Source organism: Zobellia uliginosa, assembly GCF_018860745.1.
Taxonomy (GTDB): domain Bacteria; phylum Bacteroidota; class Bacteroidia; order Flavobacteriales; family Flavobacteriaceae; genus Zobellia; species Zobellia uliginosa_B.
In genome coordinates this window covers 283,804-299,484 of sequence record NZ_JAHKPY010000014.1, presented here as the reverse complement: position 1 = coordinate 299,484, position 15,681 = coordinate 283,804, and the positions used below count along the sequence as shown (strand labels likewise).

Here is a 15,681-nt window from a genome sequence, read left to right as displayed (position 1 = left end):
ATCTATACCAAAATGAAACAAGCTGGAACTCTAATTTTACTCTTCTCCCTAGTATTTTTATCGTGTAAGGATTCTAAGAATCATACCTACCGCCCCTCTTCTATTGGAGCAATAAATTCTATGGTAGTGGTTATTGATAATGAACTTTGGAAAGGTAGTGTTGGTGATAGTATAAGAAGTCATTTTGCCGCACCTGTCGTTGGTATGCCTATGGATGAACCTTTATTCTCTATAGATCAGTTGGCACCTAAGTTTTTTACCGGCTCTATTAGAAATACCCGGTCTATTCTGTATGTTGGAATAGATTCTTTAAACCTTGCTCACATAAAAACCAATATGTATGCTTCTCCGCAACGTGTAGGGGTTATAAAAGGTACAACTAAAGCTGAGGTAATTCAAAATATAGAGGCCAAAGCAGATGAAATAATCACCGCTTTTAAGAATATGGAGATCGAAGCGGCACAGAAACGTTTCAATCGCTCATTGAATAAGGAAACGGTACTACAAGAGAAGTTTGGAATTTCATTAAAAATTCCTTCCATATATAAAGTGGGCAAGCAAGAAGATAATTTTGTCTGGATAGACCGCGAAATACAAAAAGGAACAGCTAATGTAATTGTTTATGATATGCCTGGGGATAGTTTTAATAACCAATCTACATTGGTGAAAGACATAGTAGCAATGCGCGATTCCGTAGGAGCTAAATATATTCCAGGTCCTGATGCTATTGGTAAAATAACGCATATGCGTACCGAACCTGCATTTGCTCCTTATATTTATCCTGTAGAAATTGCCGGGCTTAAGGGGGTTGAGGTAAGAGGGCTTTGGGATATAAAAAATTATCCTATGGCCGGTCCGTTTCTTACCTATATTTTAAATGATAAGAAGAACAATAGAAAGCTGGTGTTAGAAGGGTTCGTATTTGCTCCTGCTACAGAAAAAAGAGATGACCTTTTTGAGTTGGAAGCAATATTGAAAACTTTGCGATTAGATGCCAAGGTGGATAAGAAGTAAGGTATTCAATAGTATAGTTAAACCGCCCATCTTTTTAAGGTTGGCGGTTTTATTTTACCCAAGGCGTATAAGTGGGTGGATTTTAAGTTGATAAGACCCTTGTTTGTTAAGGCAACAGGGATTTGCATGGAATATAGGAGAAGAGTTCTGCAATAGGCCTTAAAACATGTCTTGAAAATTCTTAGAGAGCAATTATTGAACACTACGTAAGAATAATTCATTTAAAGTAACCCTTGGCACTTGTTTAATAGAGGCTTCAACCATTAATTCTAATTCTATTACATTAGGTTGCTCTATAACGTATTCCTTGCTTCAGCAGATATCATTTTAACAATAGAGCCAAATATGTGTTCTAAAGTGATTGTTATTTTAGGAACATGCTTACCCCTACTCTTTTGTTTACTGTAAAATTTCATACAGATGTTACTTAATTAAAATAAAAAAACCGCTGCGTTATATGCAGCGGTTTTGTAAATGAACTTTTTTTGTGTTTACATATTTAGAATAATGAACTCTGATCTTCTGTTTAACAAGTGATCAGCTTCAGAACAAGGTGATGATCCATCACAATCATTTAACAATCTATTTTCTCCGTAACCAGTAGCACTTTCTATACGGCTAGCATCAATACCTTGAGATATAATGTAGTCTCTGGTAGATTTCGCTCTCTTATCGGATAAGTACTCGTTATAAGCCTTGGTTCCACGTGAATCCGTATGTGATTCAACTTTGATTACAATAGTTGGGAATTCTTTCATAACACTAACTAGCTTATCCAACTCCTTGGCTGCGTCAGGCCTAATGTAAGATTTGTCAAAGTTGAAGTAAATCATTTCAGTCTTGATTTTCTTGATGCCATCTTCAATAGCGATCATTTCTTCAAGGCGCTTCATGGCAATATCAACTTTAATAGTATCATTAACAGTAGTCGTTACTAACCTTTCATTGTCTACAAATTTCTCTTGAACAGTTTTTAAAGTGTATTGAGTAGAATCGTTTAAATCTTCGAAAATAAAGCTTCCGTCATCTTCGCTAGCCATCTCTTTAAGCTTAATGCCGTTTTCGTCTAAAAGCTGAACTAAAGTTTGTGGCATGATATCACCAGTTACCATTTCAGTAACTACACCCGCAATAGCATTATTGTTTTCAGGAATTTCTTCTACAATTAAACGCTTAAAAGAGTAAATATCATCATCACCCTTACCACCTTCTCTGTTAGAAGCAAAGTAACCTTGTTGGTTCTCTTCATTAACGATATATGAAAAATCGTCTTTATTGCTATTAACTGGTTGACCCAGGTTTTTAACTTCTGCAAACCCTTCTTCTTCATCAAAAGTACTTTCATAAACATCCAGACCGCCTAGACCGGAAAATCCGTCAGATGAAAAATACATTTTAGTTCCATTAAAGAAAGGAAACATTTCACGTTGTTCCGTGTTGATAGTTGGCCCCAGGTTTCTAGGTGCTGTAAAACCACCGTCTTCCATAACATCCACAACAAAAATATCTGTTTTACCTAGACTGCCTGGCATATCAGAAACAAAGTATAATTGTTTTCCGTCTGGGCTCAAAGCTGGGTGACCTGTAGAATAGTTATCACTATTAAAAGGTACTTCAACAGCTTCCGTCCATTCCGTATCTACTTTGGTAGATTTATAAATCTTAAGGTGATTAACACCTTTATCATCTCTCTTTAATTTTTTCCCGTAATTGTTACGCGTAAAATACATGGTGCTATTATCCGGTGAAAAAGTTACCGATGCTTCATGGTATTTCGTGTTTATCTTTTTAGAAAATTTAAGTGCATTTTTAAGGTCATCAGATTCTTCGTTTACTTTCGCAACATACAAATCTAGATAAGGTTGATCATTCCATTTATACCGTCTGGTACTAAAAAATGAAGAATCCTTTGCAGATGAAAATACAACTTGATTAGAATCTAAAAACATGGGAGCGAAATCAGAATATTCTGTGTTTACAGCCAAGTTCTTTATTTCATAATCTTTCTTAGAATTAAGAATATTGTCCAACGCACTTTCGCTCTCTTGGACGTTACTTGCCAATTCGCCTGCAGGTGCATCTTTCATTTTCTTATTGTAAAGACGCATAAGACGTTTTGATCTTGCGTACTTACCCGTGCCTTTCAAAGAATGAGCATATTTGAATATGTTCTCTGAAGACATCTCTTTCCCGTAGTTGTCGTAAAGAACATTATACCACTCATATGCTTTTTCCATATTTGTGTTGAAGTAGTAAGCATCGGCAGTTTTTTGAATGACGTCTCTAGAGCGGTTCTTGCCTCCTTTTTCTAATGCCTGTTCATAAAGGTCGGCAGCCTCTGAGTACCACATTTTATCAAAATAATGATCAGCGCGCTGTAGTAGTTTTGTTTTGTTAGCAGTTTCAGAGATTGTGGTAATTGGTGTTTTTGTCTCCAACTCTGTTTCCAATTCAGTCTCTATTTCAGTCTCTATTTCAGTTTCAGGAATGGCAGCTGCCACAGTTGGAATAGCAGGTTCTGTTTGTGTAGCTTCCAACACCTCTACTTCTTTTTCTATTGTTGAAAGTTCCGAAACCCCAGAATTTTCCGTTACGGCTTCCAATGGTGCTATACCATTTTGTATAGACTCGGCCTCCTCGTTTAAATCAACTTCCTCTCCCCCTATTGCAACACTATCCTCAATCTCTAATATCCATTTATCATCTGTATAACGATCATCTAGATTTGAAGCGCAAGCATCTACCGCTTCCAAACCAAATGGATAATATGCTAAATACACATAGTTTAAATCATTTTGCGGGTTGAAGATATAGCCTGCAGAGTCAAAGCCTTTTTTGCTTAGTTTCTTAAGAGCTTTATTTAATGTTTTCTCTTTACTGAAAACACCCGATATGATATAGTAACCATTTTCCGTACCCGTAAGACCACTAAAAGTTCTATGCGGAATTTCAAGCCTGTCAGCGGCCTCTTCAAAAGTTTCGTTTATTGAAAAGGTTTCAGCTGCAACTGGGCTAAAGCTGACCGTTTCAGTTTCAGTCTCTGTAGAATTTACAATTTCTTCTGAGTCTATATTTTCAAAGTCTTGGGCAAAACTACCTAGGGACAAAAGAAAAATAAAGGCGGTTATTAGTTTTTTCATGATTGGGATGTTTAAAAAATCGACAGATTTTTAGAAGTTTGGATAGTGGTTTTTAAAAGAGAATTGACGTGCATCAGCAAATAATAGCACTGTATTATACCTTAATACTATTCTTTTGATAACGTAAATTTCGGGTGAAGGTTACGTAACTAATGCTTTTTGTTGTGAAATACGGGTTTATAGAAGTGAATACCGAGAAGAATGATGTTAGCGTAATTATGCCCAAGGAATTTGAGTCTCAGGCGAAGAACAATCTGTACGATATGTCCGACAAATAGAATATACCAAAAAGTATTATTTTGAAGAATAAAAAACCCTTTGATGAAAGTCAAAGGGTTATAGATTATAAAAGCTAGAAAAAAACTTAATCCTTTTTCTCTTCTAATGTATCGTCTTCTTTAGAGGCATCCTTAAATTCTTTGATACCACTTCCAAGTCCACGCATCAATTCGGGAATCTTTTTTCCTCCGAACAATAAAAGAACCACCAAAACTACGATTCCAATTTGCCATGGCCCTATCGCTAAAAATATCTGTAAAGTTGTCATATTTTCATTTTTTGAACAGATTCAAAGATAACAAAAAAGTAACTTGATTAACCTTAAATGTAAATGCAAGCTAATTATTTTAACAGATTTTGGCTGCTTTTCTTAAATGTTGTGATTGCACTACCATGGTATTTGCAAGAATCATTAATTTAGAACATCGGCATAAGAATCCGATTCCATCCATTATATTTGCTGCATGGCGAAAAAAGTCAAAAAAAGAAAGGAAATTAAACGCAAACTGCTTCACAAGTATCGTTTGGTTATTCTTAATGAATCTACTTTTGAAGAGAAAATCTCTTTTAAGTTAAGCCGCCTTAATGTTTTTGTTACCGGCTCATTTTGCATTATTGGACTTATTGCTTTAACAACATTACTTATTGCTTTTACCCCTTTGCGTGAATATATACCCGGTTATTCCAGTACAAAACTCAAAAAGCAAGCAACAGACCTCACCTACAAGACCGATTCATTGGTGGCTTCCTTAAATAATACCAATAAGTATTTAGAGAGCATACGAATGGTGCTGCGCGGTGATGTAGCGTCTCAAGAGATAAATCTTGATTCACTGAGAGAGCAGTTTAAAATAGACCCTTCTAGTGTGGACTTAACGCCTACAAAAGAAGACTCACTCCTGAGGGCTGAGGTTGCTTTAGAGGATAAATACAATCTTTTTGAAAGAAGTGCCACAGCTGCAGAAATTGAGCTTTTTCCTCCATTGAACGGTGAAATATCCAATAGTTACGATGCAGATAACAGGCATTATGCGGTAGATGTCACAGCGCCTAAAGACACGCCTATAAAGGCAGTTGCCAATGGTACTGTTATCTTTTCTGAATGGACTGCAGATACAGGATATGTAATTATTCTTGAACACAAAGATGGGCTGTTGAGCGTTTATAAACACAATGGATCACTGAACAAAAAACAGGGTGACGTGGTAAGGGCTGGCGAAGTAATTGCATCAGTTGGGAATACTGGCGAATTTACAACCGGGCCTCACCTCCACTTTGAGCTGTGGAGTAATGGAAATGCCGTAAACCCGTTGGACTATATTGACTTTTAACCGGCATATTCAATTACTGATTTCAAAAATGGAAATCACACTCTTACTTTAAACCGATATCTGATTTTTCTATGTCAATCAAATCACTAGCAGCCAAAATATTTGCGAAACGTATTGCGAAACAAACTGCAAAATGGAGAGATAATCCCATAGTTGCGCAGGATAAGGTATTTTTACAACTAATTGAAAAAGCTAGCACTACAAAATTTGGGAAGGATCACGAGTTTAAAAAGATACAATCTCATGAGGATTTTATAAAAAGAGTCCCTATTAGAGACTATGAAGCTTTGAAACCATATGTGGAAGAAGTGGTTGCAGGAAAAGAAGATATTCTTTGGCCAGGAAAGCCAATTTATTTTGCAAAAACTTCTGGAACAACCTCTGGGGCAAAGTACATTCCAATTACCGACACTTCTATAAAACACCAGGTAAACGCATCGCGGAATGCTATTTTAAATTACATTGATGAAACGGGAAATGCGGATTTTGTAACCGGTCGGATGATTTTTCTGCAAGGGAGTCCGGAGTTGACTGAAAAAAATGGCGTCAAACTGGGTCGTCTTTCAGGAATATCGGCCCATTACGTACCAAACTATTTACAAAAAAATCGATTGCCAAGCTGGGAAACCAATTGTATTGAAGATTGGGAAACCAAGGTCAATACCATCGTTGATGAGACTATGAATGAGGACATGACCGTTATCGCAGGCATACCCTCTTGGGTACAAATGTATTTTGAAAAATTAGAAGATAGGTCCGGCAAAAAGGTTGGTGATTTGTTCAAGAATTTTCAACTATTTATTTACGGGGGAGTGAACTATGAACCTTACCGCGCCAAATTTGAAGGGTTAATTGGTAGGAAAGTAGATAGTATAGAGCTATTTCCGGCGAGTGAAGGCTTCTTTGCGTATCAAGATTCCCAGAAAGATAATGGAATGCTTCTCTTATTGAATTCGGGAATTTTCTATGAATTTGTGAAGGCGGATGAGTTTTTTGATGAGAATCCAAAGCGCCTAACAATCAGGGACGTAGAGCTTAATGTAAACTACGTAATGATCATCTCTACAGATGCCGGACTGTGGGCGTACAACTTGGGAGATACCGTTCAGTTTATTTCCTTAAGGCCTTATAAAGTAATTGTATCAGGACGTATCAAACATTTTATATCAGCTTTTGGGGAACATGTAATTGCCAAGGAAGTAGAAGAAGCCATGCAATTAGCTGTTAAAGAAACTGGTGCAAGCATTAATGAATTTACAGTAGCACCACAAATTACGCCAAAAGGAAATGAATTGCCTTATCATGAATGGTTTGTAGAGTTTGAAAACCAACCAACAGATATGGATAAATTTATAGGTATTTTAGACAGTTCATTACAAAAGCAAAATAGCTATTATTTTGACTTAATTGAAGGCAAGGTGCTTCAAACTTTAAAAGTAACAAGTATAACTGAAGGCGGTTTTAATGCCTATATGAAATCTATAGGTAAATTGGGCGGTCAGAATAAGGTTCAAAGATTAGCCAATGACCGAAAGGTTGCAGATGGTTTATCTTCTTTCAAAAAGAATTAATACTAATTGGTATTTTGTTATTGTGCCGAACAATTATAAAATCAGTTTAAAAGTATTTCTAAACAAAATTATCATATACCTTAAATATGCAGACCAACAACTTTTTTGCCCATGAAAGCGCAGTAATAGATGATAATTGTGTTATAGGTGCTGGAACCAAAACCTTCAGGTTTGTCACGAAAGCGTTCGGAAATAAAAGTGATAAAATTTATTAGTTACCCCGTCTTACCTAACGTTTCCTCCAATCTCTCAAGATTTGAACGTAGTTTGGAAAAAATACAACTCCAAATACATATACTTCCATAATTTATAGAGATTTTCTCTTGGAAAAGACTTATCATCTAATTAATCAGGGGAATTGACGAAATACATACGATAAAAATGTAAAGAATATTTAGTTTCGAAAACGTTTAAGTAGTCTAGATGAAAAATTTCGCACTTAGCGTAACATCTGGTCATATAGAATTTGAAAAGATAGAAATACAGAGATTTTCACTGATTTTTTAAAATTTATTTAAGGCAAATAATTTTAGACCAGTAGATGTAATTGATGATTACCACCCTTCTTTAAAAAAAATAACATGAAAATAGTAGCTATAATTGGAGCTAGACCCCAATTTATCAAGCATTTCCCTTTTGAATTGGCATGTAAGGATAAAGTTGAGCTTATAACAATACATACCGGTCAGCATTATGATGATAATATGAGCGAAGTATTTTTCACTCAACTTAAAATGAGCACGCCAAACTATACATTACATGTCGGTAGTGGAGCTCATGGTGAGCAGACTGGAAAAATGATGATTGAAATAGAAAAGATTATAAACAGGGCAACACCAGATGGAGTTGTTATTTATGGAGATACAAATTCAACTTTGGCTGGCGCATTGGTTGCATCAAAACTGCACATACCCATATTTCATATTGAAGCAGGCTTAAGAAGTTTTAATAAGAAAATGCCTGAAGAGGTAAATCGTGTATTAACAGATCACATTTCAGATTTATTATTTGTTCCTAGTGCTATTGCTGTGCAAAACTTGAAGAGCGAGGGTATTGAACAAGGTGTGTTTGAGGTGGGTGATATAATGAAGGATTTAGTTCAATACGTAACCAAAAACAATTTGTTGAGCAATCATACACCAAAAGAGAAAAACTATTATTATACCACGATACATAGGCCTTACAATACGGATAATAAAGACAGGCTTGGGTATATTTTAGATGTTCTTAATCACTTGGATAAAAAAGTTATTTTCTCCCTGCATCCTAGAACTAAGAATTTAGCAGCTAGTTATAGGTTAAATTTAGATGACTACTCAAATATCAACTTTATAGAACCACAATCTTATTTTTCTAATTTAGGATACTTACAAGGTTCGGAGGGGCTAATTACCGATAGTGGAGGTATGCAGAAAGAAGCTTTCTGGCTTAAGAAGAAATGCGTTACGATTCGAAAAGAAACAGAGTGGAAAGAAACACTCATCGATGACGCAAATATTCTGTTGTTTGATAATTTATCTACATTACAAGATGAGATTAAAAAAACACCGAAATCATGGAATGACACCTTATATGGTGATGGAAATAGCGCTTCGAAAATGGTAGGTGGTATTTTACAATTTTTGAATTAGGTCGTGCTTTCAGCAGACCTATATTCGATTTCAAAGCTCACTTAGTTGCAAGTTAAGAAAAGAGGCCTCAATAGAGGCCTTTGTTATTTCTAAGAGCTGATCAGAAATTACGCAATTTATCAGGGAAAAATCGCATTCGTACTACTGGAAAAATTATCGTAATTTTGGTTGAAATTTGTTTATGGGCAATACAACCACCACTACTCGAGCTCAAGAATCAACTAATGCTATTGAGCGTTTATATATAACGATGCGACACCTTTTTAACCGGGGTTTTTATAAACCTACAGGTGTATCAGGTGAATCATTGAAGAATGCGCTTTTGCAGTTAAGACCTGAAATTTATGGTTCTATAGCTGAAGAAAAAGCAGAACTTAGCGGACTGATTTATGTTCTGGAACGTCTGCCTAAAGGTATTGAACAATGTCGTTTTATCAATTTAACCTCTGATGAGGGTTATGGTAAATCTCATTTTGATCCAATAGTACCACCCAAACGTCGTAGAAATTGCTATCGTATAGATGAAGAGCAAATGAACATCGAGATTACTCGGGGGCGTTCTGATATTTATGATATTCTTACCCACTTAACTTTTCTTTTTATTGAATCTGAGAAAATCTGTAAAAGGGTATTGATTGAAGATACAGACCGTACTATTAGAGATTGGACGAAGTTAGAAGAAGCTGTAAATAAAGATGAATTGACATTAGCCGAAAGAGAAGTTGCAGTTATCCATACGGCAAATATCCTAGGACGGTCTTTCATTGAAATTATGGCCGTTCATGAGCAATTTTCTACAGAAGAACAACCTGATCGCTTTCTAGAAATAGTATACTGGTTGGGTAAATTGGCAATCGAAGAAGAAATAACCGGAGAGAAAAGAGCTATTACCTTCAGTGCCTTACTTCGGGAACGCCTAGGCCACCACATTCACGGAGAACGTTGGGCAGATACCATAAAGGAAGTTTTAAAGAAAAACGGACTGTTGCATCGTCCCATTCATATCATTAGCGCAAATATGCACAGTGTTATGAATTCACTTTTTGCGAAGAACGCATTAACAAAAGAGTTTTCCGGTGCTGAATCTTTAAAAATATATGAGGCATTAAGTTCTTCTTCAAACGTTGAACTACGGGCAAAAGTAACTAAGATAGCTACCGAGAATGGAATGATTGCAATAGATGATCTTTCGGGTACGAATATAGACGTACAATTATTTGATACGGCTCAGATGGCGGCCAAGGCATGTTGTTACCAACTACCCAAAGAGATGCCAGATGAAGAAAAGCCGGTAATCTTTGTTATGGACTATGCTTTTGGAGAACAGGCATATGAGACTATTGATGAATTTTTAAAACCCTACAAGGTGAAAGGAGATAAATCGGTTTTTTTGGATGTTGCTTCAATTTCAATTATGGGAAAAGCGGGTATACTTGAAGGTGGTAAAGGAGATTTAATGATTCCTTCAGCACATATTTTTGAAGGTACTGCAGATAACTACCCTTTCGAGAACGAATTGTGTGCAGAGGACTTCAAAGGACACGGACTAAAAGTATTTGAGGGAACCATGGTTACCGTTTTAGGGACTTCGCTTCAAAATAAGGACGTTTTGAAGTTTTTTCACCAATCTACATGGAACGTAGTTGGTCTGGAAATGGAAGGAGTTCACTATCAAAAAGCAGTACAGTCCGCTTCTAAAATACGAAAGAGCGTGCGAGAGGATATAAAAGTGCGCTACGCTTATTACGCATCGGATAATCCGTTAGAAACTGGTAGCACCCTAGCTTCAGGAGGTTTGGGTACAACAGGAGTTAAGCCAACATATTTGATTACTGAAAAAATATTAGAACAAATTTTTAATTCATAGTTTAATGTCAGATAACAAACCAACGAACACCAGCTCCTCTGATGAAATTGATTTAGGGCAGTTGTTTAAAATGATATCGAAGGGGTTCAACCGTTTGGGAATAGCCTTCTTGAGTGTATTTGTATATCTCAAAAAAAATGTTTTTATACTAATTGGTCTTATTGTTCTCGGTATAATCATTAGTTTCATTCTAAGCTCTTTGGGCAATAAAAAACTAAAAGCAGAGACCATTGTTCGTCCTAATTTTGACAGTACAGATTACATATATGCTGCTGTTAATGAGATTCAATCTAATATCTCTAGTAAGGATACCAGTTTTTTTAAGCGCGTTGGTATTTCAATAGAAGACTTAAAAGGTTTTCGAATTGAAATTCAACCAATTACAGATTCAGAGGAAACAGAAGAAGAGACAGAGCAGGAATTACAATATTTAAAATTGTTGGAAAATTTTAAAGAGGAAAGCTTTGTTGTGGATATTGTGAGATCGGAACTTACCAAGAAAAGCATAATAGCGCACCGAATAACATTTACATATATTGATGCCAATAAGGGGAATATTATAGCTAAAAAACTACTCAACTACATTAACAACAATGAGTATTTTGATAGGATTATTAAGACCACAAGGGAAAACGCCCAAATGCGAATAGATAAAAATACCTTGCTTATATCTCAAATAGACAAACTTATTGATAATTATACAAAAACTCTTGCAAACCACACCGCAGAGAGAGCTCCGGGTTCAGTTTATATGGAGAATGAAAGCGCTCTTAATATCGGAAGTTTATTATCACTAAAGAACAGATTTCTGAAAGAAATCGAAGAAAAGAAATCAGAACTTACAGACCAAACTGAAATTCTTAGTGTGATTAATATGGGAAAAACCCAAGTGTACAAGAAGCCATTTTTCAATAATAAGTTTTTCTTGATACCCATGTCTCTAGTGGTCTTGTTCTTTATAGTGTCGTTTATACGCTATCTAAATAGAAAAGCTAAAGAATTACAATTATAGCTCAATAATAATGCCCAAGAGAAATATTTTAATTACTGGTGGAGCTGGTTTCATAGGGAGTAATTTTATACCCTTTTTCTTGGAGCAACATCAAGATATTTTTATTATAAACCTTGACAAACTCACGTATGCCGGTAATCTCCAGCATTTAGAAGATGTTAAAAATAATGAACGGTATAAATTTGTGCAAGGAGATATTTGCGACGTAGATTTAGTAAAATCTATTTTTATTGAATATCAGATTTCAGATGTAATACACTTCGCCGCCGAATCTCATGTAGATAATTCAATCGAAGGCCCAGAGGCATTTATAAAAACCAATATTAACGGAACGTTTACGTTAATTGAAGCAGCAAGAAAACATTGGCTTATTGAAGCAAATAGTCCAAAACAAGGATTTGAGATGTCTCGTTTCCATCATATTTCAACTGATGAGGTTTATGGTAGTCTTGGTGAATCGGGTTTTTTTGATGAAAATACGCCATACGCACCTAATAGTCCTTACAGTGCTTCAAAAGCTTCATCTGATTTTTTGGTGAGAAGTTATTTTCACACCTATGGATTGAATGTAGTTACTAGCAATTGCTCCAATAATTACGGTCCTAAGCAACATGATGAGAAGCTTATTCCCACTATTATTAGGAAGGCACTCGCAGGTGAAGATATTCCTATTTATGGTGATGGAAAGAATGTTAGGGATTGGTTATATGTCCTGGACCATTGCATGGGCATTGATGTTGCTTTTACCAAGGGTAAAGCCGGTGAAACCTATGTTATAGGTGGGGACAACGAGCATAACAATATTTCAATTGCTAAAACAATTTGTACCATTCTGGATCAGGTCCACCCTAAAGAAAATGGTAGTTATACTGAACAAATTACGTTTGTTAAAGATCGTTTAGGACATGATTTTAGATATGCCATAGATGCACATAAGATAAAAACTGAATTGGGGTGGAAACCACAGTTCAATTTTGATGCGGGATTGAAAAAAACAGTTTCATGGTATCTTAGTAAATATCAGAAGAGTTAAAAAAATGAAAGGAATCATCTTAGCTGGAGGGTCGGGAACTCGCTTACATCCACTTACTTTAGCTGTGAGCAAGCAGCTAATGCCTATTTATGATAAACCGATGATTTACTACCCGTTGGCTACGCTTCTATCCGCTGGTATCCAAGAAATACTGATTATTACCACACCGCAAGATATCCCTCTTTTTCAAAAATTATTAGGCAATGGCATTCAATTAGGTTGTAATTTTCAATATGCTGTACAAGAGAACCCGAATGGGTTAGCAGAAGCCTTTATTATTGGAGAAGATTTTATAGGAAAAGATAAAGTTGCTTTAGTTTTAGGTGATAACATATTTTACGGTTCTGGTCTAGCAAAATTACTTCAAGCGAATAATGACCCTGACGGTGGAATCATTTATGGCTATCATGTGCAGGACCCAAAACGTTATGGCGTAGTGGAGTTTGATGAAGTAGGAAAAGCTATTTCTATAGAGGAAAAACCAGAGAATCCGAAGTCTAATTATGCCGTTCCTGGAATTTATTTTTATGATAACCAAGTTGTAGAAATTGCCAAAGGTATTAAGCCCAGTCCACGAGGAGAACTTGAAATAACAGATGTGAACAAGGTATATCTAGAGAATAATAAATTAACGGTAAGTATTCTAGACCGTGGAACTGCCTGGTTGGATACGGGTACATTCAGTTCCTTAATGCAAGCATCACAATTTGTTGAGGTTATTGAAGAGCGGCAAGGTCTGAAAGTGGGTGCCATTGAAGAGGTTGCGTATACCATGGGATACATTTCTCGCGGACAATTACATAACCTTGCCAAGCCACTGGTAAAAAGTGGTTATGGCAACTATTTATTAGAGCTGTAAAATAGCTGAAAACAATAGCATGAAAATAACGGAAACCGGTTTAAAAGGTTGTTTTATAATACAACCGAGACTATTTGAAGATGATAGGGGAGTTTTCTTTGAATCATATCAGCAGGAAAAATTTGAAGAAGCCATAGGTGTACAGGTAAATTTTGTTCAAGATAACATCTCGGTATCCAAAAAAGGAGTACTTAGGGGGCTTCACCTTCAAACTGGCATTCATGCTCAAGCTAAATTGGTGCAAGTTGTTCATGGTGAGGTTTTGGATGTAATAGTAGATTTAAGAAAAGAAAGCACCACTTTTGGTAAACATTACAAGCTTAAACTCTCTAGCGCAAATAGAACCGCTATTTTCATACCAAAAGGTATGGCTCACGGTTTTGTTACTTTGAGTGATGAGGCTACGTTTATGTACAAATGTGATGCATTTTATAATTCGGCTTCGGAAAGCGGTGTAATCTATAACGATTTGGATTTAAATATTGATTGGCAATGCCCAATTACTACCCCAATTATTTCCGAAAAGGATTATCAACTTCCTACTTTTAAAGAATTTTTCAAATGAAATCTGTACTCGTAACCGGAGCTAACGGTCAGTTGGGGCAAAGCATTCAGAAATTGACTTCTGATTATCCTCAACTGAATTTTGTTTTTTTGAGTTCAATAGATTTAGATATCACAGATATTAACTCAATTGAAAAAAGGCTTTCAAACAGAGCGTTTAATTACTGCATTAATTGCGCAGCCTATACAAATGTAGAAAACTCGGAAAAAGAACCTGAAAAGGCCTTTAAAGTTAATTCGGAAGGCGTCAATAATTTGGCGTTAGTTTGTAAGGAGCAACAAACAGTCCTGATTCATATTTCTACAGATTACGTTTTTGATGGAGAAAAAGAAACTCCGTATGTAGTTAGTGACCCCACTAATCCAATTAACGTTTACGGAGCATCTAAGTTGATGGGAGAGAAGCATATTCAAGAATCGATGGATGCATATTTCATTATAAGAACTTCTTGGTTGTATTCGGAATTTGGAAAAAACTTTTATAAAACCATTCTTCAAAAGGCCAGAGAAGGTGCCAACCTTAATGTGACGGATGATCAGATTGGTTGTCCGACTTATGCAGGAAATTTAGCTAAATATGTGTTGGATTTAGTAGCAAGAGAAAGTAAGGGCTATGGAATCCGTCATTTTACCGATGAAGAAAGTCTAAGCTGGTATGGTTTTGCTGAAAAAATACTTCGGGAAAATAACCTGTCGGATAAGGTGCGACTTGAGAAAGCGAAGAATTATTGTACTTTTGCTAGAAGGCCTAAATATAGTGTCTTAAAAAGCTAATAACTCATATAACTCAATATGTCTTCTAATACTTTTTTTGCACATGAAACTGCCGTTATTGATGATGGTTGTGATATAAGGGAGGGAACTAAAATATGGCATTTTTCACATATTATGTCCGATTGTAAAATTGGTGAAAGATGTAATATTGGTCAGAACGTAGTTGTCTCTCCGCAAGTGGTTTTGGGCAACAATGTAAAGGTTCAGAATAATGTCTCAATATATACTGGTGTTGTTTGTGAAGACGATGTTTTTCTGGGCCCTTCAATGGTATTTACTAATATTATGAATCCAAGAAGTGCCATTATTCGTCGTGACAGCTATCAAGAGACGCTTGTTAAACAGGGTGCTTCAGTAGGCGCTAATGCAACCATTGTTTGTGGCAATGCCCTAGGTAAATTCTGCTTAATCGGTGCAGGGTCTGTGATAATCAAAGAAGTTCCTAATTATGCGCTTGTTGTAGGTAATCCTGGTAGGCAAATAGGTTGGGTTGGTGAATACGGACATCGTCTTGAATTTAATAAAAATAATCTTGCCATATGTCCTGAAAGTGGTCAAGAATATAAATTGGAGGACCATGAGGTTATCCGTGTGAAATAAAAAACA

Annotated in this window: 13 protein-coding genes; 11 read left to right on the top strand and 2 right to left on the bottom strand. The window is 36.0% G+C overall.

Features of this window, described 5'->3' with window-relative positions:
* The first annotated feature begins 12 nt into the window (after positions 1 to 12).
* Entirely contained in the window at positions 13 to 1,014 is a 1,002-nt protein-coding gene (locus tag KO521_RS16270) for a DUF4837 family protein (RefSeq protein ID WP_215940969.1), read from the top strand.
* Between the two features lie 491 nt (positions 1,015 to 1,505).
* Here KO521_RS16270 and KO521_RS16265 read toward each other — a convergent pair whose 3' ends face one another.
* Positions 1,506 to 4,154 carry an OmpA family protein gene (locus KO521_RS16265; RefSeq protein WP_252730088.1) on the bottom strand — a complete coding sequence of 883 codons (2,649 nt, stop codon included), beginning with the start codon at positions 4,152 to 4,154 and terminating at the stop codon, positions 1,506 to 1,508.
* A gap of 364 nt (positions 4,155 to 4,518) precedes the next feature.
* The gene (gene tatA, locus KO521_RS16260; RefSeq protein ID WP_215940968.1) at positions 4,519 to 4,701 is read right to left on the bottom strand and encodes a twin-arginine translocase TatA/TatE family subunit; all 183 of its coding nucleotides are present in this window, start codon (positions 4,699 to 4,701) and stop codon (positions 4,519 to 4,521) included.
* Between the two features lie 196 nt (positions 4,702 to 4,897).
* Between tatA and KO521_RS16255 the strand changes: the two genes are divergently transcribed.
* The 10 genes from KO521_RS16255 (at position 4,898) to KO521_RS16210 (ending at position 15,675) form a co-directional block, all read left to right on the top strand.
* A complete protein-coding gene (locus tag KO521_RS16255; RefSeq protein ID WP_215940967.1) occupies positions 4,898 to 5,764 on the top strand; it encodes a M23 family metallopeptidase in 867 nt (288 codons plus the stop codon).
* Positions 5,765 to 5,835: 71 nt separating this feature from the next.
* The gene (locus KO521_RS16250; RefSeq protein ID WP_215940966.1) at positions 5,836 to 7,335 is read left to right on the top strand and encodes a GH3 family domain-containing protein; all 1,500 of its coding nucleotides are present in this window, start codon (positions 5,836 to 5,838) and stop codon (positions 7,333 to 7,335) included.
* Positions 7,336 to 7,916: 581 nt separating this feature from the next.
* Positions 7,917 to 8,966, top strand: a complete 1,050-nt coding sequence (gene wecB / locus KO521_RS16245; protein WP_215940965.1) for a non-hydrolyzing UDP-N-acetylglucosamine 2-epimerase — start codon at positions 7,917 to 7,919, stop codon at positions 8,964 to 8,966.
* A 181-nt stretch (positions 8,967 to 9,147) separates the two neighbouring features.
* Positions 9,148 to 10,833 (top strand): DUF6909 family protein, encoded by a 1,686-nt coding sequence (locus tag KO521_RS16240; protein ID WP_215940964.1) that lies wholly within the window; start codon positions 9,148 to 9,150, stop codon positions 10,831 to 10,833.
* 4 nt (positions 10,834 to 10,837) lie between these two features.
* The gene (locus KO521_RS16235) at positions 10,838 to 11,845 is read left to right on the top strand and encodes a hypothetical protein (protein ID WP_215940963.1); all 1,008 of its coding nucleotides are present in this window, start codon (positions 10,838 to 10,840) and stop codon (positions 11,843 to 11,845) included.
* Positions 11,846 to 11,855: 10 nt separating this feature from the next.
* A complete protein-coding gene (gene rfbB, locus KO521_RS16230; RefSeq protein WP_215940962.1) occupies positions 11,856 to 12,878 on the top strand; it encodes a dTDP-glucose 4,6-dehydratase in 1,023 nt (340 codons plus the stop codon).
* A gap of 4 nt (positions 12,879 to 12,882) precedes the next feature.
* A complete protein-coding gene (gene rfbA / locus KO521_RS16225) occupies positions 12,883 to 13,737 on the top strand; it encodes a glucose-1-phosphate thymidylyltransferase RfbA (RefSeq protein WP_215940961.1) in 855 nt (284 codons plus the stop codon).
* A 19-nt stretch (positions 13,738 to 13,756) separates the two neighbouring features.
* A complete protein-coding gene (gene rfbC / locus KO521_RS16220) occupies positions 13,757 to 14,302 on the top strand; it encodes a dTDP-4-dehydrorhamnose 3,5-epimerase (RefSeq protein WP_215940960.1) in 546 nt (181 codons plus the stop codon).
* A complete protein-coding gene (gene rfbD, locus KO521_RS16215) occupies positions 14,299 to 15,075 on the top strand; it encodes a dTDP-4-dehydrorhamnose reductase (RefSeq protein ID WP_215940959.1) in 777 nt (258 codons plus the stop codon). Before rfbC ends, rfbD begins: the two co-directional genes overlap by 4 nt.
* Positions 15,076 to 15,093: 18 nt before the next feature.
* The gene (locus KO521_RS16210) at positions 15,094 to 15,675 is read left to right on the top strand and encodes an acyltransferase (protein ID WP_215940958.1); all 582 of its coding nucleotides are present in this window, start codon (positions 15,094 to 15,096) and stop codon (positions 15,673 to 15,675) included.
* The last annotated feature ends 6 nt before the right edge of the window (positions 15,676 to 15,681 follow it).

Coding starts and splice junctions, on each gene's coding strand:
- KO521_RS16270 (WP_215940969.1), top strand. CDS start 13: ATGAAACAAGCTGGAACTCTAATTTTACTCTTCTCCCTAGTATTTTTA.
- KO521_RS16265 (WP_252730088.1), bottom strand. CDS start 4,154: ATGAAAAAACTAATAACCGCCTTTATTTTTCTTTTGTCCCTAGGTAGT.
- tatA (WP_215940968.1), bottom strand. CDS start 4,701: ATGACAACTTTACAGATATTTTTAGCGATAGGGCCATGGCAAATTGGA.
- KO521_RS16255 (WP_215940967.1), top strand. CDS start 4,898: ATGGCGAAAAAAGTCAAAAAAAGAAAGGAAATTAAACGCAAACTGCTT.
- KO521_RS16250 (WP_215940966.1), top strand. CDS start 5,836: ATGTCAATCAAATCACTAGCAGCCAAAATATTTGCGAAACGTATTGCG.
- wecB (WP_215940965.1), top strand. CDS start 7,917: ATGAAAATAGTAGCTATAATTGGAGCTAGACCCCAATTTATCAAGCAT.
- KO521_RS16240 (WP_215940964.1), top strand. CDS start 9,148: ATGGGCAATACAACCACCACTACTCGAGCTCAAGAATCAACTAATGCT.
- KO521_RS16235 (WP_215940963.1), top strand. CDS start 10,838: ATGTCAGATAACAAACCAACGAACACCAGCTCCTCTGATGAAATTGAT.
- rfbB (WP_215940962.1), top strand. CDS start 11,856: ATGCCCAAGAGAAATATTTTAATTACTGGTGGAGCTGGTTTCATAGGG.
- rfbA (WP_215940961.1), top strand. CDS start 12,883: ATGAAAGGAATCATCTTAGCTGGAGGGTCGGGAACTCGCTTACATCCA.
- rfbC (WP_215940960.1), top strand. CDS start 13,757: ATGAAAATAACGGAAACCGGTTTAAAAGGTTGTTTTATAATACAACCG.
- rfbD (WP_215940959.1), top strand. CDS start 14,299: ATGAAATCTGTACTCGTAACCGGAGCTAACGGTCAGTTGGGGCAAAGC.
- KO521_RS16210 (WP_215940958.1), top strand. CDS start 15,094: ATGTCTTCTAATACTTTTTTTGCACATGAAACTGCCGTTATTGATGAT.